This window comes from Paenibacillus sp. NPDC056933 (genome assembly GCF_042674385.1).
Taxonomy (GTDB): Bacteria; Bacillota; Bacilli; order Paenibacillales; family Paenibacillaceae; genus Paenibacillus.
In genome coordinates this window covers 234,225-255,489 of record NZ_JBHUQN010000003.1, presented here as the reverse complement: position 1 = coordinate 255,489, position 21,265 = coordinate 234,225, and the positions used below count along the sequence as shown (strand labels likewise).

Sequence of the window (21,265 nt, the reverse complement as noted above, 5' to 3'; positions counted from 1 at the left end):
ATAAACATTCTCATTTAGATAGATGGATTATATGTCATGTTGCCCGGGAATCACCATGGACGTTATCCAGATATACATTTGGACAATATCCCGTGAAAATCAGCAGAGCTTCATCCAGCATACGCATCACGCCTACGGCGGAGTAATCAAACCAGGGATCACCTGTAATCAGATGAATCTGATATTGCCTTACTGCCTTAAGCTGACGCCACACAGGCGAATGTTGTAAGCTGAGCCAGTATGCCCGCGATGCTGCCTCAGGGCACACCATAACGAGAATCCGATCCGGATTTAGCGAAGCCAGCTGTTCCAATGTTAACGGCGTGTTGGCCTGAACATCAGGGAACGTATCGAGCCGTAAACCATTATTGTACAAGACCTCCTCAATACCCGGATTACGATATAGATATAGATGCTGCCCGTACACTCGGACAACGATGACCTTCTCCCGGCCCACTTTCTGCTGTACGGAATCGCGCGCCTTCTGGACTCGTTGGTTGTATACACTGATCCATTGTTCCGCCTGTTCTTCCCTCTCCAGAAAAGCGGCAATCATGCGTAACTGTGCACGCCAATCCAAGTGATACTTCGGCACAAAACAGCAGGGTGCAATCTCAGCCAGCTTGGCTTGATCCTGATCACTGATCTGATCCGTACCCACAACAGCGTCCGGCCGGATATGAACCAGTCGTTCCACGTTGGCTTCAAATCGCAAGCTGGTATACGGGTCTGTCAGTCTCAAGTGTGACTGAATCTCTGTACGGTGCGCGTTATAATAATAAGCGGTCCATTTGGGATCAATCGGCGCAGCGACAGGCATGACATTAAGCGCCAATAGCTGTCCAATGATGCTGGAGGAGCAGGTGGCGATGCGTTTTCTCGCATTTTTGGCATAATCCGAAGGAGATACGCCCACTTCCTTTTTAAATTTGCGGCTAAAATAATACTCATCGCTATAGCCTACCCTCAGCGCGATTTCACGGAGTTTGTACCCTGTTTCTTTCAGATATCGTTTGGCCCGATTGATGCGAAGATCGGTCAGATATTCCATTGCACTCTGTCCATAGGTCTTCTTGAAGAGATCCACGAAATATTTCGCACTGATATTGGCTCTGTGGGCGAGATCCGCAATAGACAATGGTTCGTCGTAGTGCTCGTCCATATATGCTTTTGCCTTGGCAAGATCCGTCTTGGGACTGCGGCCGGTAACGGGCAAGTGCGCAGAGGTCTGCGAATCATTTTCCAGTAACATAAGGCCACTCCTTTCGATCTGCTTGATCGGTTTGATATGAGATGTACAGTGAATTAAAGCCGTTACTATATCGCCTTAACGAAAATGATAATCATTATCAATTAAAATATCACATTCTTTTCCACTCAGTCAATTCATATATGAAAAAACGGACACAGTCCGATGTTAAGACTATCCAATAAACGCCGAAAAAGCTAACTGCATGCTTGAGCACGAGTTAGCTTTTGATGATGAATTGCATGATTGGATTTGAAAAGTTGAAGTGAATTAATCCCGGCTCCGCAGCTTGCCAAGCAGACGAATGATTTCAATATATAACCATACCAACGTAACCATTAATCCGAATGCACCGTACCACTCCATATATTTCGGAGCACCGTTGTCGGCACCACTTTCAATAAAATCAAAATCAAGCACCAGATTCAACGCGGCCACAATGACGATTACGACAGAAATGCCAATTCCGATCAGGCTATTATCATGCAGATAAGGAACGGTAATACCGAAGAAACCAAGTACAAAACTCAGGAGATACATAATCATGATGCCCCCGGTTGCAGCTACAACACCCAGCTTGAAGTTCTCCGTAGCTTTGATCAGTCTTGTCTTGTATGCCGTCAGCAGCGCGATGAATACTGCCATGGTCAGTAAAGCAGCCTGCAACGTAATGCCATTGTACAACGACTCATACGTAGCTGAGAGCGCACCCAGAAACAGCCCTTCTGCGACCGCATAGATCGGTACAAGGTAAGGCGCCGCAACAGGCTTGAACGAAATAATCAATGCGAGGATAAATCCGGCGATTGCCCCACCGTATGCGAGAGGAAGCACTTCCTGTCCATTGAAAAACATCATCCAGGTTGCAAATGCACTGCCCAGCAGGATGATCAGCGTAATAAACGCCTTGTTTACCGTACCGTTGATCGTCATGTTACTTTGATACCGATCATCTCCATACCCGCTGGAGTTTTCAAATGTACTATCTTTGAGTGTTGGGTTACCGCTACGTCCGATCAAAACAATCACCTCTTCTATGTATTTGGTTCATCCTGTACTACCATCTCTACGTTCTACATTGCCCATTTACGAATTACATATTGAAAAAATCTAATGCTTCTAAGCAGACGTGGGATGCAATCCGCAGATCACATCCTTGTCTGTTGACGCAAGGTATAGGCTATATGTCCCAAACGTTGCGAAGAATACTTTTACACTTTATTCTGCACATTCCATCATTTGATTCTGATTCTTATCGCTCTTGAGCTATATTCGAGATACCTATTTGTACAGCACCTTGTCTACATTGTATTTCGCACGCATCGTGTTGATGATATAGGTCTCGTAAATTTCGCGATCGACTGGATCTTCAATAATGCACACTTCAATGGTGGTTACTTCCTCGCGGTGTGACTTCATGGGTGATACGGTATCTTCAAAATGCTTTTTGATGCGCGGTCTTAATTTTCGTGCTTTCCCGACAAATAACAACTCACCAGCGGCATTGTAAAACATAAAGATACCACCTTTTTCCCTTGTAATCAGGTGGAAATCAGTGAATCCATAAATGTGGCTAAGCTGTGGGTCTGCCTGCTTCGTGATGGTGACATCTGGTGTTGGCACAGTAATATTAATCAATTGGCTCACTTCCTCGTTATCTATAGGTTTACATCCTATCATATATCCCATAAGGACACCATTTCATTCTATATGACGCACAATTCACGCTTTTTTCAACTATTACGACAAATATTTCAAAAAAAAGGTTAACTTCCCTGATTCAAAGTGGTACTATAGGGGTATGAGGAAGAATTTGGGCACTAAGACATATGTCTTTATATCTACTTCCGTCTATTGTACCCTATGATTGATGATCTTTTTCATACTGTATTCTGTTACGCGCGCACGACAGGAGTACAGTTAGCAAGAACCCAGACCTATAGCTTTACGATTCAACATCTATTCGACCCTTGCAGCAAGCAAACGAAGAAAGATCCTAGAATTTTAACTGCATCATTGTAGAAATGGATTCACTTAGAAAGCCTGCAATTATAGTCGCGAGAATAAATAGACACACGTAGAAGGACAGATAGCTATCGATCCTAGAGAGATTAGTCATGCAACGTCACCTAGAACGTCATAGCAGCAGAACTATAAAAGACGGATCACGTTTCACCCCAGCCCGGCATGATGCCTGGGCTTTTTTACGTTTGCGCAAACAACCAACCACTCCCGCAGGGAAACAAAGGTATCGTGGTTCTTTCTGCAGGGGTTATAATATGGCAAGATTGCAAAAAGAGGGAGTGATGGGATGTATTCCGATCTGCAATTGACGGAGGACCGCCCTGTATATATACAAGTCAAAGATTATATGAAGCGATTGATGCTCAAAGGCGGCCTGCAAGCCAAACAAAAGCTTCCTTCCACCCGTGAACTCAGCACACTTATGAAAGTGAGCCGCAGCACGGTCCTGCTCGCCTATGCTGAACTTGAAGAGGAAGGTCTGATTTACGCGGTCAAAGGCAAAGGCAACTACGTCAGCTCCACTATTGAAACGCCTGAGGCTTCATCCGGGTGGCAGCTGGACTGGAACGAGCGTGTCAGCGACTACGCGATTCAGGCGGAGCAATACGATCTGATGAAGCATGGCTCCGGCTCGGAGCGCGGTCAGATTTCATTTACCAGCATTGCACCTGATGAGAAGCTTTTTGACATGCACAATGTAAAAAGGGCCTTCCTTGATCGGATGTCTCTTGAAGGCGAAGTGCTGCTGAATTACGGATATGCGCAAGGCTACAGGCCTCTTATGAAGTATCTGCTGCGTTATATGGAAAATAAGGGTGTTGACCTAAGCGGCAAAGATATTCTAATCACTAATGGATTTACGGAAGGTTTCGATCTGGTCCTGAGCGCACTACGCAAAAAAAGCGGCAGGGCCCTGTGTGAGAACCCGACACATCATACCGCGGTCAAAAATCTGAGGCTTCATCAATTTCAGCTCACCGGTGTCGATATGGAGCCAGATGGTCTGAATCTGAGGCAGCTGGAACGGGAACTTGCAGCAAACCCGTATGATCTGGCCTATCTCGTGCCCTCTTATCACAATCCAACCGGGATCGTCACGTCACCTGCCAAACGGGCAGAGATTATTCGGTTGATGAACCAGTACCATGTGCCGATTATTGAAGACGGCTTTAACGAGGAATTGCGCTATTCCGGCTCCCACGTCTCTCCCCTGATCGCCAGTGCGGGCAAAGGGAATGGACTGGTGTATCTGGGCAGCTTCTCCAAGGTGCTGTTTCCGGGCCTGCGCGTAGGTTGGGTCATTGCGGATGCGGCATTGATTGATTATCTGGAAAGCATGAAACGGGCGCGCAGCATTCATACCTCGACACTGGACCAGTCCCTGCTCTATCAATATCTGAGCAACGGCAATTTCGAGAAATATCTGAAGCGGGCCCGTACGGAATATAAGCGTAAATATGAGCTGGTCGTTCGCTGCTTGCGGCAGCATCTGCCGATGTGCCGGGTTTCAGGTGAAGGCGGTCTTCACCTGTTCGTACAATTCCCACCGGAATACCGGACGAGAGATCTGCTCACCGCTTGCAAGGCAAAGGGCGTTACCTTTATGCCCGGCGATACCTTTTATCTTGAACCGGGGCAGGGACAACATACGATGCGTCTGGGCTTCTCCCGGGTCAGCGATGAGAACATTCGCAAAGGCATTCGTATCATTGGCGAAACCATTGCTCAAATGAGATGAGGAGGATACACATGAAAGTTGGCGTGATTATGGGTGGCACATCTTCGGAGCGGGATATTTCCCTGCTCACCGGACAGGAGATGATCAACCATCTGGATACAGTGAAGTATGAAGTTATTCCGGTGGAGATCAACAGCAAACGGGATCTCATTGAAAAAGCGGCGGGACTGGATGTCGCACTGCTCGCTCTGCATGGTAAGTATGGGGAGGATGGTACCATACAGGGCACGTTGGAGTCGCTCGGCGTTCCATACACAGGCTGTGGTGTACTCGCGAGCAGCGTATGCATGGACAAAGATATGTCCAAACGTCTCATCCAGCATGCGGGCGTGCCTACCGGCGAATGGCTTCAGGTGAGCAGTTTGGATGAATTGTCATCAGCCACTGTGCAGCAGTTAACCTATCCTGCGGTGGTAAAACCCAATTCAGGTGGTTCCAGCATCGGAACACAAGTCGTGCAGGAACCCTCGGCTCTTCATGCAGCTGTAGAAGCGGCGCTTGTTTGGGACGAAGTTGTCATGATCGAACAATATATCGATGGCGAGGAAATCACCTGCGCCGTTCTCGATGGTCAGATGCTTCCTGTAATCTCAATTCGTTCAAATGCGGAGTTTTTCGATTACACCTCCAAATATAATGATGGCGGCGCTGAAGAGCAGGTCGTCCATTTGCCTGCGGACCTGCACAAACGTGTAGAAGCTGCTGCACTCACCTGTTACCGGGTGTTAAAATGCAGTGTCTATGCCCGCGTAGACATGATGATTAGAGATGGCATGCCATACGTGCTAGAGGTGAACACGCTGCCGGGGCTTACCCGAAACAGTCTGCTGCCCAAAAGTGCAGCCGCAGCAGGTATTTCATTTTCCAGTTTGCTGGATTCCATCATTGATCTCTCGTTAAAAGAACGTCAAAAGGAGGCAACGCGATCATGAGTCTAAATGTATCGATCCGTAACAGTTCCCCTGAAGATCTGCAGGATATGGTCATTCTCATGGATCAACTCGGTTACCCAACCACGTATGCCGAGATGAAGGAGCGTTATTCGCACATCGCTGCGGATTCAAATTTTGCAACTTTGGTTGCCGAAGTTCGTGGCCGTGTCGTTGGATTAATTGGGTTACAAACATCTTACCTGTATGAAAAAAACGGAAAACACTGCCGTATTATGGCTCTTATCGTGCATGACCAGTTCAGAAGCTCCGGCATTGGTCGTCAGCTTATTCTGGAAGCAGAGCAATGGGCAGCCACTCATGGTGTAGATTCCTTGTCCCTGAACAGCGGCAATCGCCCGGATCGTGAAGCTGCGCATAAATTTTACCAACAGATGGGCTTTACTGCGGGAAGTACCGGGTTTAGCAAAAAGCCTCAGGCTTTGCAACATAACTGACGCTGATGACATCATGACGGCTTCCGGATGGAATTCACTATTCTTTACAGGGTAACCACAAAAACGCCCGTTTCCAGCACAAAGGCCGGAAACGGGCGTTATCTAGCTTGCAACGAACAATAACGTACCTAACAATTTACTGTCAGAACAATCATCTGATTTCTACTAATTATGGCCGGTCGATGAAAATCCAGCCTGTTTCTTTTTCGTTATCTACGGATGCCCCAAGAGATTCTGCCATGAAGCGCAGCGGAACATAGGTTTTGCCGTTTTTGCCTACATAGGCGGGTTCAACCATCGTTACTTCCTTGCCTGCAACGGTTGCCTTCTTGGAACCTACAGTCAGGACAATCTCATTGCCGGTGATATCGTCAATGACAACGATTTTCTCCGATCCTTTGGTCCATTTTACTTCAGCATCCAATTCCTCGGACAGATAGCGCAGAGGAACAAATGTTGTATTTTTAACGGTGATTGCGCCATAGGATTCGTCGTTCGGATACAGCATGACATTTTTACGCGTAATGCCCGCTTCATCTTTCAACAGCTGATACATCAGTGAATTGGAATCAAAATTACGCAGCATCTGACCTGGCGTGATATCTCCCTGCATCAGATCGATTGCACCGTCCGTTTTGTCGACGGTATCCACAGTCACCGGTCCGCCAATATTCCACAGTTCGCTGTCACCGTATACGGATACCGATTTGATCGGCAGATCTTCAGAAGCAGGCAATGCTACTTTGAAATCATAGTTCTGTTTACGGATATTCAATGCGCTATCGAGATAAAAGTCCAATTTGAGCTTGGTCTCTGTTCCGAACACCGTCTTCAATTCAGGCGTTTCGGTCAACAAGCTCGCTAGTTCCTTGTCGTAATTGGCAAGAATCTCGTCAAGACCACCCTTAATCATTTCGTACAATGAAGCAACCTCAGCATCCCGTGATTCGCTAATAACAGAAGGCAAGGCACTGCCGTCGCCAGGATCAACCGTGTTCATCGTAACGAGGATAGGGTAGAACACATCATACAGATCCCCAATCAGATCCTTGAGCCCTTGTTCATCCTGAGCAACACTGGTCAGAAACGGTTTAACCATGGCAAGAAGCTCTTCCCCACTGATCTCCACATGCAGCTTGGAGAGGCTGAGTGATTCACCGTTAACCGATTCCTGTACCGGAGTTACCGAAATATTTTTCGGGTTGGACAAATGCTTCAGCGCAAAGTTCAGCAGTTTCGGGGAAAGCTCCTCGATCTGCTTCTCCAACGCCTTCGTATCTAGCATAGGAAGCGTGTTATCCGCCAAAGATATGTATAGAGGCTTTTGCGCTCCGTCTACATCAATGACCATTTCCGATTTATCCATCGACAGATGGAAAGGCAATTTCTTTCCTTGCATACTAAGTGTACCTTTGATAGACGCCGTGCTGGAGTCCTTCACTTTGGCATCTTCAATATCCAATGAAACGGAATTAATGAGTTCGATCATTTGAAGCGCATCCTCTTCGACGAGGTTTGCTGCAGGTTCAACTTTTATATGCATGGACTGTTTGGATTCACCGGATTTGACGGTTGTACTGTTGGCAACAGCTTTGCCAATATCTACGCCACCTACGGCCTGACATCCCGTAAGCGCAACCATCATTAAAACGAGTGGTACGGCAATCCACTTCAATAGCTTGTGATTTTTGATACGATCTCCTCCTTAGGAAAAATGTGGTTCACTCCTATTATGAGGGTTACAGGTAATTGTTGTAAACCGGATCGACAAATAAAGTCCAAAAAAAGGCCGGACAGCTGTCCGACCTCTGATTGACGTTATTTTTCAACATGTATCGCCATTGGGTTCAATCGCACTATGCTTGATGCAATCATCAACAGTAGGTTTACTCTTGTTCTTTGCCCTCTGCCTCGCTGTCGCTGTTCTCATCCGCTTCTTCGCCATCGGAGCTTGCAGGGGACTCGAATTGATCCGGTTCGTCGTCCTGAATGGCCTTGTTTTCTTCATTCTGGTCCTGTGTCATATCGTATTCCCTCTCTTCTACCGGAGTTTAGGCAAATATGCCCTCGTTTCTATCCATAACCGGAATGGTGATCACTTAAACAGACGAAGTTGGTAGCTTAGAAAATATAAAAAATAATGCCGTTCCCGCTTGCAGCAGTTGCCTGATATAAAGCCTGAACTTCGTTTATTGTCTGAACGATCTCCTGAAATGTCTCCTCTGCATCCCAATCCTCCATGACAGGATACACGCCCTCCGCCACCATTTGCTCCAGGCTAAACCGTTTCCTCAATTCCTCAGGTGTCAGCTGTTCTAACGCCATGTACGCCTCAAGGACCTGTTCGTTGGTCAGGAGGAACAGATCCATATCTGAATAATTGCCTATATATTGTTCACCTGCCATAGGGACCACATAGCCCAGAGGAGGCTCTCCGTGCACCATGTCACCAGTCAATGTAAACTGAATCATCTGCCACATTTTATCGATATCCAGATCGACCGAACAATCATGCACACTGACTTCCCCTGATTTGATGGATTCAATTAATTCCTTGGTCACAACAAGATATCTGCCGGACATGCCCATACCCGTATCCCTCCTATGTATGTACTTCTCTTCATTTCCATTAACCTTGCATGTGGAACAAGAATCGGGGTAAAGAGGTGGAAAGGAATAATAATCTTCAAGGAGGAGCGGAATCCATGAAAAAGTTTGATTACAGCCTCAATTACGATGAGCTTGATCTGCGCAAACAACCCGAGCTGTATACCGTTGGCCGGGGAGAGCAAGGGGTATTAATGGTGGAGCCCTACAAAAGCGAAATCTTACCGCACTGGCGGTTCAAAACACCTGAAATTGCGACAGAATCCTCGCAGAAGATCTATGAACTATTTTTGGAGTATAAGAAAAAGGATGACTTTGTCGGTATGGATATGGCGCGCAAGTTTCTGCAAATGGGCTATACGCGGGCAAGGCGGTATACGAATCATAAAGGTGGACGCAAATACTCGAAGGAGGACGGCTCCATCCTGCCTTATCAGAACGATAAAGTGAAGGCAGAGGCGGCAGCCATTTTCAAAGCACAATGGGAGATCGCCAAAACGGATGTGGATTATGTGAGAATGAAGAAGGAGCACCGGGAGAAGCATGAGTCGGAGAACACGCAGGAACATGGGTGAACATACCTGATTTATGCAGTTGCTTGATTTTGAAATTGAGTTAGAGGTATTAGATTATCTGTTGAATCTGTCAATATTTAGTTGACTTCCGGTAACATTTGTCTCAAAATCTAGCTTGTTACGATCTACAGTTAACATTGACTTTGAAGAAAAGAGGTAATCAGAAATATGGCGGATTCTATCATTCATCTAAACACAGGCCAAAATACCACCATTAATGAAGCAGCCCAGATTCACGTATCCATTCAAAGTGTTTCAGCACCCTCCCCTCTGGATGCAAGCTGTTTTATGGTTAACGAAGGGGGACGAGTACCCTCGGACGATTATTTTGTTTTTTATAATCAGAATAGTGATCCTCACCAGAGCGTTGTTCTTCAACATGCAGAAGATCTCAAGTCATCCTTCGTGCTGGATACCAGCAAGCTAAGCCAAGCACCTGTAGAAAAATGTGTCTTTACTGCTACACTTGACGCGGGAGGAACCTTCGCAAATGTTCAGAAATGCCAAGCGATTGTAAGAGCAGGTTCACAACAAATTACATACGAAATTACCCAAGCCACGGCTGAAACAGCACTAATTTTTATAGAAATCTATAAGCATCGCGACGGATTTAAGGTTCGCGCCATCGGACGCGGATTCTTTGGAGGTCTGCAACCACTTGCCGAGTCGTTTGGAGTCGAAATTGAAAGTGATAGTGACGCCAAGTCTGAATCAGCCGCATCCGTAGAGTCAACAGCACCTGCTCCTGCACCAGAAAAGAAACCTGCACCCCTGAATTTGACGAAAATAGATCTGCTTAAGCGTAAAGTTACATTATCTCTGGAAAAGAAAAAGGTCGCTCCTATAAAGGCACGTGTAGCCGTGGTATTTGACGCTTCAGGTTCCATGTTTCATTTATACCGTAGAGGTATAGTGCAAGAATCTTTTGAACGTATATTGGCGATTGCCGCAGCGTTTGATGACAATGGCGAGTTGGATGTCTGGTTCTTTGCTGATGATTTTATGCGAGCGCCGAGTGTAACAGCCGAGGATTACCGGTATTACATTGATCGTACGTATACTCTCGGAAGCAAGGGCTTCGGAAACAATGAACCCAAGGTCATGGAAAATGTCATTCGTAAGTATACAAAGGAGGAGCCTAATGCAAATATCCCAACCTACATTATCTTTTTTAGCGATGGAGGCGTGGATAAAGAACGTAAAATTACACAGCTCATTACCGAAAGCTCTAACAAAAATCTGTTCTGGCAATTTGTTGGCCTAGGCAGGTCCTATTACGGAATCCTTGAAAAGCTCGATGACATGTCCGGACGCTTTATTGATAACGCTAACTTTTTTGCTCTGGACGATATATCCAAGATCAGTGATGAAGAATTATATGATCGGCTTCTTAGTGAGTTTCCAGATTGGATCAAGGAAGCACGATCCAAAGGTATTCTCGCCTAAACAGCTCGTTTGCTAAGCAAGTCATATATTCAATCAAATTTCTCTTCGTTATTAAAGACGCTGCCAGTGAGCATTCCCTCTCTGGTAGCGTCTTTTGGTTTGCACGTTTATACCCGGGCCTTTTGCGGCTTACTGCTCTTCGAACGAGGTTGAAGCATGCCCCCTACAACCCGCAGCATTTGTCTGCGCGGCATAAGGCGGGCCAACTGGGCCGTCCAGTAATTGGAGGCCCCTGGCACAGCATACGGCTTGCCTGACTCCAATGCCTTCATCGCCACTTCCACAACATGCTCGGGCGTATCCCGTTTGCCTACCGAGGCCTCTTCGGCTCCTACTACGTCAAAGAATGAGGTCTCTGTTGCTCCGGGACATAGTGCTAGGAACTGCACGCCACGTTTCCTGTTCTCTTCATACAACGACTCTGTAAAAGAAAGGACGAAGGATTTCGTAGCCCCATATACAGCCATGTATGGATCAGGTTGAAAAGCAGCCGTAGAAGAGACATTAATGATGGTACCACTCCGCTTTTGCAGCATGCTTGGCAGGAATAGATGGGTCATGTTCATAACCGCGAGTACATTCAGCATAATCTCTTCCTGCTGCCGTGCTCCATCCACCTGTTCAAATATTCCATGCGTAGCAAATCCCGCATTGTTGATTAATGTATGGACCTGTATGCCCCGATTCTTACATTCCTCATAAACACGTTGTGGTGCATCCGCTTGGGATAAATCCGCTACAATGACTTCCGCCTTCACTTGATAGGTTCGTTCAATGCGCTCTGCCAGTTGACGCAGCTTGGACTCTGATCGGGCGACCAAGACCACATGTTTCCCTTTTGATGCCATTTCCAATGCAAAAGTCTGCCCAATTCCTGAAGAAGCTCCTGTAATGAGTACCCATTGATTTTGAACCTGCTTCATATCTCATCCACCTTTTCAGAACACTCGTTTTTTATTGGAAACATTGTTTCCTAATGAAATCATCGTACCCTTTTGTCTTCTTCCTGTCAACTGCTTTTGAACATTTGACGATTTCCAGCGTAAAACAGTAGAATGACGATAAGAAACAAGGTTTCCGTTAAACAACAATATGGATGTATGAGGATGATATAGATGAAAGACAACAATTCGGGTTCCAAAGAATCCGCTCACACGGTCACTACCTTTCAAGAAGCCAGACTTCAGCACTCCGAAAATCTGCGCCAGAATATCGTGCATGCCGCTGCAGCCTTGCTGCAAGAGCACGGTCCCGAAGCTGTCACGGTAAGGCGTGTGGCAGAACGCATGGAGTGCTCGACCAAAATTATATATAACCTCTTCGGCAAGAAAGAGGGGTTAGCCAAATACCTATACTTGGAGGGGTGTACCCTCCTGTCCCAATCGTTTGAATCTGTACCTGAGCAAGCATCATTTGAGAATTTTTTTCGCGATCTCGCTTATGCGTACTGGAATTTCGGGATATCACAATCCAGCTTCTATCAGCTCATGTTTGGTGGTTCATTTGCAGAATTCAAACCGGATGAAGAGAGTCTGCAAGGTACAGCGACAGCCCTTAAACAAATTACGGCCTTGGTTGTGGCTGCAATTGAGCAGGGAATGCTTCAGGAGAATGACCCCCTGCTTGCAGTCCGTATGATCTGGGCCCCCCTGCATGGTGTCATCCATTTGTACCTGGGAGGTCATATTGAGAGTGAGGAAGCCGCCAAAAGACTATATGATCATACGTTGTCCATGGTTTTACTCTCCCTTGTTGGAGCATCTTCCAAATAGTTAAGCCAGGAATTGAAAAGTAAACGAAAGAAGGAGCAGGCACTTCACCGTAATGCGATGAAGACCTGCTCCTTCTTTCTTAACTAGATATAAAAGGAATTTACGTTGTCAATTAACGCGCAACTTCGTTCTCAGCTTCCCAACGCGAGATTTCAGCACGAACTTTCGGTGCTACCTCTTTACCGAGCAACTCTATGGCTCTCATGACATCCTCATGCGGCATTGTACCGAGGGGGGTGTGTAACATGAAGCGGGTAATACCGACTTCTTTGCGCAGGTAAATAATTTTCTCAGCCACCGTATCCACATCACCCACATACAGTGCTCCTTCGAGACTTCGTGCCGCGTCAAAGGTTGCACGGCTATAGTGTCCCCAGCCACGTTCCCGGCCCAACATATTCATTGTAGCCTGAGCTGGCGGGAAGAATTTCTCTACCGCCTCATCGGTTGTATCTGCAATGAACCCATGAGAGTGAGAAGCCACAGTCAGTTTGGAAGCGTCGTGGCCTGCATGTGCTGCTGCTTTTTTGTACAACTCTACCAGTGGTGCGAATTGAACGGGGCGACCACCAATAATGGCGAGTACCAGCGGTAATCCAAGCAGACCTGCGCGGACAACGGATTCCTGGTTACCGCCACTGCCGATCCATACGGGCAGCTTCTCCTGTACGGGGCGCGGATAGATGCCCAGATTGTTAAAGGAAGGGCGGTGTTTGCCTTCCCAGGTTACCTTTTCAGAATCGCGCAGTTTGAGTAGCAAATCCAATTTCTCGTCGAATAGTTCATCGTAGTCATTCAGATCGTAGCCGAACAAAGGGAAGGATTCAATAAACGAACCCCGTCCTGCCATAATCTCCGCACGCCCATTCGAAATGCCGTCCAATGTTGCAAAATCCTGAAATACCCGTACCGGATCAGCCGAAGACAAAACGGTCACTGCACTGGTCAGCCGAATGCGCTTGGTTTGTGAAGCTGCTGCTGCCAGAATGACAGCTGGTGATGAAGCGGCATAGTCGGCACGATGATGTTCTCCCACGCCATATACATCCAGCCCCACCTGATCTGCCAAAACAATCTCTTCTACGACGTCCCGAATACGCTGCGCATGACTTATAAGTTCTCCTGTTTTTACATCCGGGTTCGTCTCCACAAATGTACTGATTCCAATTTCCATTGTCTGTTCCTCCCTGTTATGAAGCGATCCGCCGTTCATCTAACCTATTGTAAGTAGATCACCTTTTGTTATTTATCTTAATATTGAACTATTTTGATGAAAAATACAAGTGCCCCCTGTTATCCAGAGGGCACTTTCGTGACATATTCTTCTCAAAAACCAATAATTTCATGATTATTTCTTTCTACCAATGTACAGCAGATGAGATGAGATTCCCAATATCGACGGGTCTTTGGCTGCCTCAATCATGTACTGGATCAGTTCATCGTATTCTCCGCGTTCTTTCCAATATTGCTGCTGCTCTTCGGTGAGCATCGACCTCAGACTGGACGATCCGATCAGGTCTACCGTCTCAAATCCGTGCTTCTCCATATATGGGTTAATATCCTGAATGTTAAAATAGTATGCGCCCGTAAACCTTCCTTGATCCGAATGATCGAATATCCCCTTTTCCATAAAAGACCGGATGGCTTTCATGTGATCATGTGGTTTCCATTGCTGCGGAAATTGCAACGATGTAATGCCCATTCGCATCCGGCTCTGCATCGCTACGTACACGGTTCCCCCACGCTTGGTCACCCGATGCAGCTCCCGTACCGCAGCCACCCGCTCTTCTTCTGTCTGCAAATGATACAGTGGCCCCAGCATCAGAGACGCATCATATGTCTCATCTGCAATACCGTTCAGATGGGTCGCATCCAATACATGAAATCCGTCAAACTGCTGTGTCAAATCCATTTCCTTTGCCTTCTGTCGGGCCATATCCACAGATGCAGGGGTCAGGTCTGACAGCGTGACACGGTATCCAAGCCTGGCAAGCTCCATCGCATATTTTCCGGGTCCTGCGCCATTGTCCAGCACAAGTCCGGTTGCCGGAAGTGACTCTCGGATATAATGCATGTTAATGATGAACTCCAGCGGTTCCCGGTCCAACCTTCCCCACTCGTCAAATCTGGAATAATACTCAATCACACGTGATCTTTCCATGATTCTGCACCTGCCTTTTCTCAACATTAAAGTCATACAAAAAAAATAAAAACCTGCCGCCTCAACTAAGAGGCGACAGGTCTGACCTTCGCGGTACCACTCTTCTTGCCATGAACAGGATTGGAAATGACATGCTCCAACCTATCCTGCCATAACATCTCAGGACCTGATGACGGAGGTTAACCGTCAGAATCTACATGAAGTCAGTATATCTCATCATTCTCAACATCCAGCCCTTCGTTCGCTGAACAATGACGATACTCACGTAACTGCTTTTCGATTCTGCTGCTCACAGGTGAGTTGGGGAAGATTGGACTGCCTTGCACCAAATCGACAGTTCTCTGGACCAAACCTTGAACCTTAATGCTCCTGATCATTGCGTTTGACTGTTAAATTTTATCCAGTATATTACTTCAAAATATTTCCTGTCAACTCTTGTTTTCCAATGAGTTACAGATCTTTTTCTTTCCTCAAATACGCCAAGCAGCTCTATTTCGTTTTCTCTTCCAGTTGCACAGTCACTTCACGATCAGGCTCCTCAGTGCTGTACATCCAAGGATATACGATTGCCGTATCCGATGTGTACTTCTCATAGCGATCAATACCCAGGTTTTTTCCATCACCGGCAAATTGAGTTTTGGCCGGAGTACCATAACTTCGTTTGCCCTTCTGGATCGTATAGGTTTGATTAATTCCACCAAAATGCAGATCATCACTATATCTCTCCACGTACAAATCCCCGTCCTTGCGGTAATATGTCCAATGGATTAAAGAACCGCCCAGATTTGAATCAAGTTGCTGTGGTTTCTCACTAATCGCGGATAATGTAACTGGCTCAAATTCACCCTCAAAATAATGAACTTTATGATGGGCATGAAGGGTCATTGGTGTATCTGGATTGATTTCCAGACCAGCGCTCACTTCAAAACGTAGTTCCGCTTCATGCTTCGAATCCTCTGACAGCCACACTCCTCCATCTAGCTGGGCGCCATTCACATCAAGTGTGTATCTCAAATAGGGTAGTTGCAAGAACGGTTCATCATGAGCAAGGGTCACCCTGATTTGGGTAGGTGTAATGATGGTTTCCTTAACGATCACTTCATCCGATTGCTGATCCAGAGGGATATTCAGCACTCGTTTACTCGTACCACTAAGCATTTCTGTCTTATCCAGACGAATACCAATATCCAGCGATTGATCCATTTTGCCTTCTTCTTTACTGTAAGCCAGTACATAAGATGATGCTTGTTGCTTCAACGTCTTCAGGTTATAGAACTGTTCTGATATATATTCACCATGTTCTCCAGGCTTACCGTTTATACTCGGTGCATTCTCCTCCAACGTCTGACCTTTCTGATCGTATATCTTCAAATAAGGAAAGGCATAGTCACGAACCTCCAGCTGATCAAAGGTTAATGATGTAGACAACATCATCTTATTTTCCTTCTCGTTGAATGCGCTAACTACAAGTTTACCCAAACCATCCTTGTTGATATTGAACACCTGTGATTGCTGCTGAGAAAGATCTAGGGTAATTTCTTTTTCTTCCGGAGCCAGTATTTGGATTCCACCTACCGTGAAGTCAACATTCGCTTCTTTTCCTGATGGCGTCCACTCTGTCTCAAAATACCCTTTAAACTTGCCATCAGTCTGATCAGGAACATGGTAGTATCTCCCTTCAATTAGCTTGCCGCTCTCATCCCGCAGGCCAATAGAAGGGAATCTTACGGTATCACCTTTATACTTACCAGGGTCCAGTGTATACAAAATAACTGTGCGATTATCATCGGAAAAGGCTGTATCCAGAGTTAATGTTACCCCTTTTTCTGTCACGGACTGATTCAGTTTCTGTCCAAGCTCCTTTTGCATGGCATTCTGGATACCACTGCGGTGATTTAAAAGATCACCCCAATTATAGTGGACTGCTGCATATACCGGCGTCGCCATGAGAATAACTGCAGCGGTTCCGATCAATGCAGTCTTTTTCCATTTGAAGTGTTGTGGCACATGTGCTTTATTCTCTGATACATGAAGTTCAGGGCAACGCTCCCGATCCTGCCCTATCTGATCCCACATGGCATCGAAATCGGGATAGCGAATATCTGCATCATTTTTCAGATGACGAGACAACAGATTTTCCGTATGCTTCACTATACATTTCCCCTTTCTGATGTTGCTTTCTCGCTTGATCCCATTTTTTCCTAAGCAATCGAATTCCCTTATAAACTCTTGACTTCACCGTGCCCAGGGGTACTTCCAGAATCTCTGCAGCTTCGGATAAACTTAATTCATTCATATAACGCAGCAGAATCGCTGAACGTATCTTCTCAGGCAGCTCATGAACCCATTGTGCCCAGACCTCGGACTCCTCCACATGCTCGATCAACGTATCAACCGGATCAGCGGTTCGTTGAGGCGTGAGAATAAACTGCTTTTTCTCCCGCTGCTTGGCTGTGCGTTCCTTCTTCAGAAAGTTAAGACAATGATTCACCGTAATTCTCATCAGCCATGTCTTCATATACTCAACCTTCTGCCAATCCTGACGAAACACCGTAATAAAGACATCGTGGCATACATCTTCTGCATCCTGAGCATGATGGAGCATGTAGTAACAGGTTCGGTACACATCCTTGTTGTACATTTCAAACAATTCCCTTTCGTTCAAAAGCTTACCTCCTCTCTCTGCATCCGCCTTTTCAAATCTATAGACAAAGCCGATCCTTCAAAGGTTCATTCTTACCCTTTCTCCACACAACAAAAAAGAACCTTCACTTCCACAGCATTGCAGAAATGAACGTTCTTTATGGCTTAAAACAAGGCCAGTAACATGGCAATCCAGCTCCCCTAAAGGAGATTTGCTAGATTTTTTTCACAAACTCGGACTTCAGCTTCATCGCGCCCAGACTGTCGATTTTGCAGTCGATGTCATGGTCACCGTCAATCAGACGGATGTTTTTGACTTTGGTACCCTGCTTAACCACCAGCGAGCTGCCTTTCACCTTCAGATCCTTAATGACCGTAACGGTATCGCCATCATTCAGGACATTACCATTCGAATCACGTACGACTTTCGTTTCTTCTGCACTCTCTTGTTCAGACGCTGGCGCCCATTCGTGCGCACACTCTGGACATACCAACAAATTACCGTCCTCGTACGTGTATTCGGAATTACATTTGGGGCAGTTAGGCAAATTAGACATATGTATTAAACTCTCCATTCATTTTGTGGCTTCCTCGCAAGTATACGGGATCGCAGTCCATTGTTCCACCGGAGGACTTATTATGTATCGCCTTATCATCTCTACAGCTCCATGTTAATACAAAATGGAAGAGGTTAATCGATTTTAAACTAAATTTAAGATTGCCCCGCCCCCTGATTTAAGGAAGGCCCCTTATACTGAAGTTCCAGAAGAACAATTGTAGATCATCACAACAAGTTACTATCTTATAAGTCGTGTCTCACACGAATTGCTGATATACATTTCCGATTAGAAGGAGTTTCTGCTTATGTCACCCTATATATTTCCTGTCCAAACGGCATTCTTGATTTTTGTCATTATCGCCATGTTTTTGCTGGTTCCTTGGTTAATCTACGGATATCGAAAAGATGGATTTTTTAGCTGGTCGCGATTTGCCGTCAGCTTTTCATTTATTTTCTACCTGCTGGCTGCATACTGTCTGGTTATTCTTCCTTTCCCGACCACTCGTAATACATGTGCACAGCAAGCAGCCGATACGGTTTATTACAACCTTGTTCCATTCACCTTTGTGAAAGATATTATGAAAGAAACACCAATCGTCTGGTCTCAGCCTTCCAGTTATATGGGGATGATTCAGGGCAGAGCTTTTCTGCAAGTTCTGTTTAACGTCATGCTTCTCATGCCGCTTGGTGTGTACATCCGGTATTTTTGGCAAAAGAGATCGTACTGGAAGCAGGCCTTGTTAAGCGGATTCGGCTTGTCTCTGTTCTTTGAGATTACCCAGATCACCGGCTTCTACGGTTATTACGATTGCCCGTATCGGTTGTTTGACGTGGATGACCTTCTGCTGAATACTTCAGGAACGGTACTCGGTTTTTTTGCAGCACCCATCGTACTTGCCTTATTCCCGTCTCGTGCAAGTATTCAGGCGAAAAGCGAACAAATCCTCGAACAAAACAAGGTCTACCCTGTAGCCCAACTGCTCGCGCTCATTATCGATAGTGTAGTTGTTGTGTTTGCAACCAATTTAATGTCTACTTTCAATCTGACCCATACAAATGCCATGACCATTATGTTAAATACCATGATCGCGATGCTGTTTGTATTTTTCTTTATCCCATCCCTGAAAGAAGGCAAAACACCAGGTTCAGCCCTGATGCGATTCAGATATGTTGATCAACGGACTGGCGAGCCTTCCAGCACTTCCCTGTTCAAAAGATTGCTTGCACTTTACGCCCCTTGGCTGTTTGTGACCATTGCTCAAATGATAAATGAGTATGCTTTCTTAAACGAAAATGCGATGCTCCAGCCCTACAAAATATGGCTTTCTGTCGGCATTGTTGGTTTGCATGTGCTGGTTCTCTTGGTATTGTTCATTCATGTCATGGTAGTGCTATTCTCCCGAGGCAAACGAGCATTCTATTGTGATGTGGTATCCAATACAAAAGCATCCCGAAAGTAAACTTTGGACTCACACAATTCACAGCACACAGGTACAGATGAAAAATAGTACCATAGCGGACCGTCGTTAAAGTCGACAGGTTCGATCCCCTCATAACAAAAGGTGTGCCTCGTCAACCAATGACAAGGCACATCTTTTGACTATATAAGATAAAGTCCCGATGGGATCGAACTATAGCCCCAGCAGCTCACGTTTGGAAGCATCAGGGTCATGAACCAACTGCACTTCATGATTGAAAATCAGCGTAGCCCGGTTGTCCTCATAAGCAGACCAATCTATTCCCGCTGTCTCTGGCTTGCCCTGCTTGGCAAATGAAATCCATGCATCCTGCACCTTACCTGCCAGTTCTGCTGCGGCGTCATCCGGTTCGGCATTCATAAACTTCAATACAGGCAATGTATTAAAAGCAAAGAAAATATCGATGCTATGAATTGATTTTTGCAACAGCGGATGCTCCGGCATGACCCAATCGAACCGATACATCCATACAGGTGCATGCTTCTGCTGAGCTGCCGCATATTGCACAGCCGAGCGCCAGAAGAACAGATCCGTCATCACTTGGGCCTGACCATCTGCAGTCTTGGGATAACTGTCCGCAATGGCAGCCCGGTTCTCCAGATCAGGTGTCATGAAATCAACCGCCTTCACCATGTCGATCTCTTCGGAATATGGCACATGGGGCTGAATGAACAACGATCCTTCATGCAAAGTGGTTCCGATCAGTACAGGAATATTCTGTGCCGCGCCCTCTTCTACTGCCTGGAGAGGTGACTTCGGAAGTGTAACTCCATCCAGTACGGGCTGGAACAACAGGGCCATGCCTGCACCGCTTTGTTGTTTGACCGTCTCGCCAGCAGCGATAATTTGTTCCACTGGCATGGTTTTGAGTTGTTGCAGGTCGTCTGGTGTTACACCCAGTGCTTTCAGCATGCCATCACGAATGGCTGAAGCCTGCTCTGCTGGCACAACCTGTGAAGCTCCACTTTGCATAATGGCACGATGGAACAATCCCTTGGCTGCTGGCATCGCCATCAAAGCCGCAATACTCATGCTGCCCGCAGATTCTCCAAATACAGTGACGTTACGCGAGTCACCGCCAAAAGCCTCGATGTTGTCCTGTACCCATTGCAGTGCAGCAATCTGATCCAGTAAACCCACATTGGATGCAAAGCCTTCTCCAAGCGGAGCCAGATGCAGGAAACCGAGTGGTCCCAGGCGGTAGTTGATTGTCACAACGATAACCTCTCCGCGCAGAACAAGTTGTGTTCCATCGTACATCGGCTGGCTGCCAGCGCCTGAGACGAATGACCCACCATGAATCCATACCATCACAGGAAGTGCATCATGGCTTTCTTTTTCAGGTGCCCAGATATTCAGATAAAGACTATCTTCCGATTCCACCGGAGGCTGTCCGGATATGCCCTCGGTTTGAGGATTTCTTGGTTGTATATTTTCAGGGCCGAATTGCTTCGCCTCTCTGACTCCATCCCAAGACTCGGGTGGTACCGGAGCCTGAAAGCGTAATTCACCCACGGGTGGCTTGGCATAGGGAATGCCTTTCCATACACTCGCTCCATGCAGAAGCTCTCCTTGAACCGTGCCATATCTAGTGTTCACTTGAAGTTCCTTCATGCGCATATACA

20 protein-coding genes are annotated in these 21,265 nt (G+C 46.3%); 7 read left to right on the top strand and 13 right to left on the bottom strand.

Features of this window, described 5'->3' with window-relative positions; genetic code table 11:
• Positions 1–34: 34 nt before the first annotated feature.
• The 3 genes from ACFTRD_RS21390 to ACFTRD_RS21380 form a co-directional block, all read right to left on the bottom strand.
• The gene (locus ACFTRD_RS21390) at positions 35–1,252 is read right to left on the bottom strand and encodes an ABC transporter substrate-binding protein (RefSeq protein WP_379383535.1); all 1,218 of its coding nucleotides are present in this window, start codon (positions 1,250–1,252) and stop codon (positions 35–37) included.
• 267 nt (positions 1,253–1,519) lie between these two features.
• Positions 1,520–2,269: a Bax inhibitor-1/YccA family protein gene (locus tag ACFTRD_RS21385; protein ID WP_379383533.1), complete on the bottom strand. Its 750-nt coding sequence runs from the start codon at positions 2,267–2,269 to the stop codon at positions 1,520–1,522.
• 261 nt (positions 2,270–2,530) lie between these two features.
• Positions 2,531–2,887 carry a nucleotide excision repair endonuclease gene (locus ACFTRD_RS21380; RefSeq protein ID WP_379383531.1) on the bottom strand — a complete coding sequence of 119 codons (357 nt, stop codon included), beginning with the start codon at positions 2,885–2,887 and terminating at the stop codon, positions 2,531–2,533.
• A 673-nt stretch (positions 2,888–3,560) separates the two neighbouring features.
• On the opposite strand from ACFTRD_RS21380, the gene pdxR reads away from it, so the two are divergent.
• The 3 genes from pdxR to ACFTRD_RS21365 are packed head-to-tail and all read left to right on the top strand — an operon-like array spanning position 3,561 to position 6,399.
• The gene (gene pdxR / locus ACFTRD_RS21375) at positions 3,561–5,012 is read left to right on the top strand and encodes a MocR-like pyridoxine biosynthesis transcription factor PdxR (protein ID WP_379383529.1); all 1,452 of its coding nucleotides are present in this window, start codon (positions 3,561–3,563) and stop codon (positions 5,010–5,012) included.
• 11 nt (positions 5,013–5,023) lie between these two features.
• Positions 5,024–5,944 (top strand): D-alanine--D-alanine ligase, encoded by a 921-nt coding sequence (locus ACFTRD_RS21370; protein WP_379383527.1) that lies wholly within the window; start codon positions 5,024–5,026, stop codon positions 5,942–5,944.
• On the top strand, positions 5,941–6,399 hold the full coding sequence (locus ACFTRD_RS21365) for a GNAT family N-acetyltransferase (protein WP_379383525.1): 459 nt from the start codon (positions 5,941–5,943) through the stop codon (positions 6,397–6,399). Before ACFTRD_RS21370 ends, ACFTRD_RS21365 begins: the two co-directional genes overlap by 4 nt.
• Before the next feature lie 169 nt (positions 6,400–6,568).
• On the opposite strand, the gene ACFTRD_RS21360 is transcribed toward ACFTRD_RS21365, so the two are convergent.
• The 3 genes from ACFTRD_RS21360 to ACFTRD_RS21350 all read right to left on the bottom strand — a co-directional run bounded on the left by ACFTRD_RS21360 (position 6,569) and on the right by ACFTRD_RS21350 (position 8,988).
• Positions 6,569–8,074, bottom strand: coding sequence for a copper amine oxidase N-terminal domain-containing protein (locus tag ACFTRD_RS21360; protein ID WP_379383523.1), 1,506 nt, complete (start codon positions 8,072–8,074; stop codon positions 6,569–6,571).
• A gap of 211 nt (positions 8,075–8,285) precedes the next feature.
• Positions 8,286–8,423 (bottom strand): hypothetical protein, encoded by a 138-nt coding sequence (locus ACFTRD_RS21355; RefSeq protein ID WP_379383521.1) that lies wholly within the window; start codon positions 8,421–8,423, stop codon positions 8,286–8,288.
• A gap of 97 nt (positions 8,424–8,520) precedes the next feature.
• Entirely contained in the window at positions 8,521–8,988 is a 468-nt protein-coding gene (locus ACFTRD_RS21350) for a YfbM family protein (protein WP_379383519.1), read from the bottom strand.
• Positions 8,989–9,104: 116 nt separating this feature from the next.
• On the opposite strand from ACFTRD_RS21350, the gene ACFTRD_RS21345 reads away from it, so the two are divergent.
• Both ACFTRD_RS21345 and ACFTRD_RS21340 read left to right on the top strand, forming a co-directional pair.
• A complete protein-coding gene (locus ACFTRD_RS21345) occupies positions 9,105–9,581 on the top strand; it encodes a DUF4385 domain-containing protein (protein ID WP_379383517.1) in 477 nt (158 codons plus the stop codon).
• Positions 9,582–9,749: 168 nt separating this feature from the next.
• Entirely contained in the window at positions 9,750–11,027 is a 1,278-nt protein-coding gene (locus ACFTRD_RS21340) for a VWA domain-containing protein (RefSeq protein ID WP_379383515.1), read from the top strand.
• Positions 11,028–11,134: 107 nt separating this feature from the next.
• Here the strand turns inward: ACFTRD_RS21340 and ACFTRD_RS21335 are convergent, their stop codons facing one another.
• Complete coding sequence (locus ACFTRD_RS21335) at positions 11,135–11,950, bottom strand: SDR family NAD(P)-dependent oxidoreductase (protein ID WP_379383513.1); 816 nt, start codon at positions 11,948–11,950, stop codon at positions 11,135–11,137.
• A gap of 192 nt (positions 11,951–12,142) precedes the next feature.
• Between ACFTRD_RS21335 and ACFTRD_RS21330 the strand changes: the two genes are divergently transcribed.
• On the top strand, positions 12,143–12,799 hold the full coding sequence (locus ACFTRD_RS21330) for a TetR/AcrR family transcriptional regulator (RefSeq protein WP_379383511.1): 657 nt from the start codon (positions 12,143–12,145) through the stop codon (positions 12,797–12,799).
• 112 nt (positions 12,800–12,911) lie between these two features.
• On the opposite strand, the gene ACFTRD_RS21325 is transcribed toward ACFTRD_RS21330, so the two are convergent.
• The 5 genes from ACFTRD_RS21325 to ACFTRD_RS21305 all read right to left on the bottom strand — a co-directional run bounded on the left by ACFTRD_RS21325 (position 12,912) and on the right by ACFTRD_RS21305 (position 18,160).
• Positions 12,912–13,973, bottom strand: a complete 1,062-nt coding sequence (locus tag ACFTRD_RS21325) for an LLM class flavin-dependent oxidoreductase (RefSeq protein WP_192271896.1) — start codon at positions 13,971–13,973, stop codon at positions 12,912–12,914.
• A 174-nt stretch (positions 13,974–14,147) separates the two neighbouring features.
• Positions 14,148–14,960, bottom strand: a complete 813-nt coding sequence (locus ACFTRD_RS21320) for a class I SAM-dependent methyltransferase (RefSeq protein ID WP_379383508.1) — start codon at positions 14,958–14,960, stop codon at positions 14,148–14,150.
• A 489-nt stretch (positions 14,961–15,449) separates the two neighbouring features.
• A complete protein-coding gene (locus ACFTRD_RS21315) occupies positions 15,450–17,111 on the bottom strand; it encodes a DUF4179 domain-containing protein (RefSeq protein WP_379383506.1) in 1,662 nt (553 codons plus the stop codon).
• Complete coding sequence (locus tag ACFTRD_RS21310) at positions 17,068–17,625, bottom strand: RNA polymerase sigma factor (RefSeq protein WP_379383504.1); 558 nt, start codon at positions 17,623–17,625, stop codon at positions 17,068–17,070. The genes ACFTRD_RS21315 and ACFTRD_RS21310 overlap by 44 nt, the downstream gene beginning before the upstream one ends.
• A 193-nt stretch (positions 17,626–17,818) precedes the next feature.
• The gene (locus ACFTRD_RS21305) at positions 17,819–18,160 is read right to left on the bottom strand and encodes a zinc ribbon domain-containing protein YjdM (protein ID WP_192271904.1); all 342 of its coding nucleotides are present in this window, start codon (positions 18,158–18,160) and stop codon (positions 17,819–17,821) included.
• A gap of 307 nt (positions 18,161–18,467) precedes the next feature.
• Between ACFTRD_RS21305 and ACFTRD_RS21300 the strand changes: the two genes are divergently transcribed.
• Positions 18,468–19,622 carry a VanZ family protein gene (locus ACFTRD_RS21300; RefSeq protein ID WP_379383501.1) on the top strand — a complete coding sequence of 385 codons (1,155 nt, stop codon included), beginning with the start codon at positions 18,468–18,470 and terminating at the stop codon, positions 19,620–19,622.
• Positions 19,623–19,793: 171 nt separating this feature from the next.
• Here the strand turns inward: ACFTRD_RS21300 and ACFTRD_RS21295 are convergent, their stop codons facing one another.
• Positions 19,794–21,254, bottom strand: coding sequence for a carboxylesterase/lipase family protein (locus ACFTRD_RS21295; protein WP_379383499.1), 1,461 nt, complete (start codon positions 21,252–21,254; stop codon positions 19,794–19,796).
• Between the last annotated feature and the right edge of the window lie 11 nt (positions 21,255–21,265).

What these genes read in the sequence shown, in the direction of transcription:
- ACFTRD_RS21390 (WP_379383535.1), bottom strand. Translation starts at nt 1,252, where the DNA reads ATGTTACTGGAAAATGATTCGCAGACCTCTGCGCACTTGCCCGTTACC.
- pdxR (WP_379383529.1), top strand. Translation starts at nt 3,561, where the DNA reads ATGTATTCCGATCTGCAATTGACGGAGGACCGCCCTGTATATATACAA.
- ACFTRD_RS21370 (WP_379383527.1), top strand. Translation starts at nt 5,024, where the DNA reads ATGAAAGTTGGCGTGATTATGGGTGGCACATCTTCGGAGCGGGATATT.
- ACFTRD_RS21365 (WP_379383525.1), top strand. Translation starts at nt 5,941, where the DNA reads ATGAGTCTAAATGTATCGATCCGTAACAGTTCCCCTGAAGATCTGCAG.
- ACFTRD_RS21355 (WP_379383521.1), bottom strand. Translation starts at nt 8,423, where the DNA reads ATGACACAGGACCAGAATGAAGAAAACAAGGCCATTCAGGACGACGAA.
- ACFTRD_RS21350 (WP_379383519.1), bottom strand. Translation starts at nt 8,988, where the DNA reads ATGGGCATGTCCGGCAGATATCTTGTTGTGACCAAGGAATTAATTGAA.
- ACFTRD_RS21345 (WP_379383517.1), top strand. Translation starts at nt 9,105, where the DNA reads ATGAAAAAGTTTGATTACAGCCTCAATTACGATGAGCTTGATCTGCGC.
- ACFTRD_RS21340 (WP_379383515.1), top strand. Translation starts at nt 9,750, where the DNA reads ATGGCGGATTCTATCATTCATCTAAACACAGGCCAAAATACCACCATT.
- ACFTRD_RS21335 (WP_379383513.1), bottom strand. Translation starts at nt 11,950, where the DNA reads ATGAAGCAGGTTCAAAATCAATGGGTACTCATTACAGGAGCTTCTTCA.
- ACFTRD_RS21330 (WP_379383511.1), top strand. Translation starts at nt 12,143, where the DNA reads ATGAAAGACAACAATTCGGGTTCCAAAGAATCCGCTCACACGGTCACT.
- ACFTRD_RS21325 (WP_192271896.1), bottom strand. Translation starts at nt 13,973, where the DNA reads ATGGAAATTGGAATCAGTACATTTGTGGAGACGAACCCGGATGTAAAA.
- ACFTRD_RS21320 (WP_379383508.1), bottom strand. Translation starts at nt 14,960, where the DNA reads ATGGAAAGATCACGTGTGATTGAGTATTATTCCAGATTTGACGAGTGG.
- ACFTRD_RS21305 (WP_192271904.1), bottom strand. Translation starts at nt 18,160, where the DNA reads ATGTCTAATTTGCCTAACTGCCCCAAATGTAATTCCGAATACACGTAC.
- ACFTRD_RS21300 (WP_379383501.1), top strand. Translation starts at nt 18,468, where the DNA reads ATGTCACCCTATATATTTCCTGTCCAAACGGCATTCTTGATTTTTGTC.
- ACFTRD_RS21295 (WP_379383499.1), bottom strand. Translation starts at nt 21,254, where the DNA reads ATGAAGGAACTTCAAGTGAACACTAGATATGGCACGGTTCAAGGAGAG.